Here is a 3,466-nt window from a genome sequence, read left to right on the forward strand (position 1 = left end):
GTCTTCGGATTGGCTTCATAAAATAACCGACCTCGAAACTAAAACACCTCGAGATACAATCTAAATCCATGTCACGAGACGCAAGGAACAGAGAAGTAGAAATACCGCAGAATGAGGCCAAGCAACCACTCGGCAACATGTGAAGCATGCCCGGAGCCATGAGAGACATGTCACCGACAAGCGAGCCGACGGCAACAAAGGCAGGGATGAGAGACATGATCGAGACACTGACGTCTCGCGTGTTGTCCTGATGCGCGAACGCGGTCCTGAAGGCCATCGGTCTGGTCCTTCCGATAATCCGATACCGAGAGTTATCGCCCTTCCCGCTTCTGGCTTAAATGCGCTTGATCACATTGGCGGACCAACACGCGGCGAGACGAACCTCGGGTTCGCTCGCAGAGCATGTCTCGCGCCGACAGTGCTCGGCGATGCTCCGATCGCCGCGCACGCCTTCCGGCACGATGCGGCTCTTCTCTACTGCCGAGGACCGCGCGGGGTCTCGACGGGATGGCCGCGGAATTCATGCAAGGGCCACCCACGCCACGTCGGCCGGGTGCGCCGCCGCCGAGACATAGGCGCCCATCTCCGCCTCAGCGGCAGTGAGACGAGCACCATCCGAAGCATCGCGGTCCTGGCCCGTCGATGCCGCATCAAACGGTAGCTACCTCGCGGAGCGGATTTCGACCGTGGCGGTTCGGCCCGACACGAGAAGCGTGCCGGGTGGGACTTCGTCGAGTGCAATGCGCACCGGCACGCGCTGCGCCAGCCGCACCCAGTTGAAGGTCGGATTGACGTCGGCGAGCAGATTGCTGCCCGCCCCGCGGTCGCGATCGTAGATGCCGGCCGCGATGCTTTCGACGCGACCGGTCAGGCGGGTGCCGTCGCCCATCAGGAGGATCGAAGCCGGATCGCCGACATGGATGCGCGAGAGCCTCGTCTCCTCGAAATAGCCCTCTACGCGCAACGTATCGGTATCGACCAGCGCCATGACGCCCTTGCCGGTGCTGACGAAACTGCCCGGACGCAGGTCCATATTGGTGATGACGCCGTTGACGGAGGCGCGTACCTCGCTGCGGTCGAGATTGAGCTGGGCGACACCGAGATCGGCCCCGGCCTGTTSATGGGCCGCCTTGGCCACGAGCTGTGTCGCCCGCACCTCCTCCTGCCGCTGCCGGGACACAGCGTCGGCGCTCAACGTGTGATAGCGGTCGAAGTCGAGGTTCGCCTGTTCCAGCGACGCCTTCCGGCCGGCGACAACGGCTTCGGCCTGTTGCCGCGCCAGCTCGAACCGCGCGCGGTCGATCCGAAACAGCGGGTCGCCGCGTTTGACCGGCTGGTTGTCGCGGACGAGAACCTCGGTCACGAAACCCGATACGTCGGGCGCCACCACCACGATATCGGCTCGGACACGACCATCCCGCGTCCAGGGGGCGTCCATGTAGTAGCCCCAGAGCCAGTGTCCCACCACGATGGCAGCGAGTACGGCGATGCCCGTGATCGCGTAGCGGCCGTATGACGCAAGCAGGTCTTTCACGCCAGAATCCCCGAAGAGAGAAAGACGACCATGCCAAGGAGGCAGGCGAAGACGGCCAGATCGAACAACGCCCGATGCCAGACGTGTTGATAGAGGCCGATCCGGCGGAACAACCGCGAGAGCAGCGCCGACAGGACATACGCGATCACGAACCCCAGCAGCAGCGAGGGAACATAGACGCCGAAGATGTCGAGGTCCGTTCTCATGCGAGTTGCATCGCGATCACCGGGGACTGAGGCATATAGGGCGGTGCTTGCGGGAACAATCCGCGCCTGATGCCGACAAGCCCGATCAGGGCGTCTTCCTTGGCCCCGGCACCGGGATCGTCGACGACTGCGGTCAATGTGGTGTCGATATCGGCGAGCAGGCTCTCGGGCATCGCCCCTCCCGGATAGGCGCGGAACGTGGCGGCCAGCCTGTCGAGCAAGCCGTCGATCGCCCGGACGGTGTTCTCCGAGAGCTGATGACGCGCGCGGCGCAGGTCGATGATGTTGAGACCGACCCGCAATTGGCCGAGGTTCTCGACGTCGCGTCGCTCGATTTCAGGAATGGCGGCGAGCCGCTGCACGAGCTGGTCGAGGCGGGCGAGCATGGCACCGACGAAATTGGCCCGGTCGCGCTTACCGCGATGTTCCGCCGCCAGGGCGAGCGCGACCCAGCCCTTCCGCAGGAGGCGAGCCACGATCCATTCCGTGCGGATCGAGCGCAGCGTCCGCATCACCGCAATGGCGGCGGATATGCCCAACACGAAGGCGATCGCCGAATTGACGAACGCCGCGAAGTCCGCCTGATAGGTGGATTGCAGCGCCAGCATCGTCGCGAAGTTGACGGCGAGCGCGGTGCCTATCGCCGTCGTCGAGGGCCGCGCGATCAGATAACCGAACAAGACGAGCGTCGGCGCCAGGGCCACGACGACCACCTCGATGTCCGAGATCCGCGGGAGCAACGCGAACAGGTAAATTCCGGCGACGATGATGGCGACGACCGCCCATCCCCCGAAACTGCGCATGCCGATCGCCGGGTCGTCCCGGGAGGCGAAGATCGAGCATGCCACCGCAGCCATCATCGGGGCGGAGGCGCCATCGTGCCAACCGGTGCCGATCCAGAATGCGCAGCAAAGCAGGATTGCTATGGCCGTGGCGGCTGCCGACCAGATGGCGAGCATGGGATCGCGATGCCGGGCGACCTCGGCCCCTGCCTCCGGATCGAACCGAAGGGTGACACGGGAGGGATCCCGGCCTTCGTCGATCGCGGAGCGGAGCAAGCGGCAGTCCTGCAAGAGATCGGCGAGTTCCAGCAGGCGGATCAGCAGACTGACGATCAGGACCTGGTCCCAGCTCGAGTCGGTGGAGAGCCCAAGGCGACGGGCCTCGATCTCCAACGACAGTTCGAGCGTCGGTTGCGTGACGGAGCCGTCGTCGGCGATCCATGCAGACAGGCGCTCGAAGAGCCGGGCGAGATCGGGTTCATCGTCGCGCAACCGGGGACCGAGTGCCGCGATCCGGTCGTTGATCGAGGCAAGGATCGGCACGAGCATCAGCATGTGCCGCCGGAGAATGCGCAATCCACGCGCGGCCTCGATGTCGGTCAGCCGGTCATGATCGAGGTGGCTCTCCATGGCTTCGATCTCGACTGCTTCCCTCAGGAGCCGCTGCAAATGCTGCTCCTGGCCGACCCCGCTGCCGGCGAGGGCCTCCCGCGACAGCTTGGCCGCGGTCGCGAGCCAGTAATCGAGCCGCTCGGAGATGACCGTGCCGCTGCTCTGCGGGAATACCGTCCCGGAGATGACCGCAGCGCAGATGATGCCCAGCGAGATTTCCTGAACGCGCGCGATCGCGGTGTCGAAGATGCTGCCGGGATCCGAGACGGACGGAAAGGCGATGATCGCAGCCGTATAGCCCGACAGAAGGAAAGCGTAACTGCGTGCCGTCC

4 protein-coding genes are annotated in these 3,466 nt (G+C 64.7%); all 4 read right to left on the bottom strand.

Translation table 11 applies throughout. From position 1 onward, the window contains the following. Positions 1–277, bottom strand: a 277-nt coding sequence (locus AC1D34_RS35365; protein WP_476826762.1) for a hypothetical protein, incomplete at its 3' end; no start/stop codon positions are given. A 384-nt stretch (positions 278–661) separates the two neighbouring features. Next, a complete protein-coding gene (locus AC1D34_RS35370; RefSeq protein WP_476826763.1) occupies positions 662–1,534 on the bottom strand; it encodes an efflux RND transporter periplasmic adaptor subunit in 873 nt (290 codons plus the stop codon). Then, positions 1,531–1,740 carry a DUF1656 domain-containing protein gene (locus tag AC1D34_RS35375; protein ID WP_441493803.1) on the bottom strand — a complete coding sequence of 70 codons (210 nt, stop codon included), beginning with the start codon at positions 1,738–1,740 and terminating at the stop codon, positions 1,531–1,533. Before AC1D34_RS35375 ends, AC1D34_RS35370 begins: the two co-directional genes overlap by 4 nt. Further along, positions 1,737–3,466: FUSC family protein (locus AC1D34_RS35380; RefSeq protein ID WP_476826764.1), on the bottom strand; the 1,730-nt coding region annotated here is incomplete at its 5' end. The genes AC1D34_RS35375 and AC1D34_RS35380, both read right to left, overlap by 4 nt.

This window comes from Allobosea sp. P1_A7 (genome assembly GCF_056406775.1).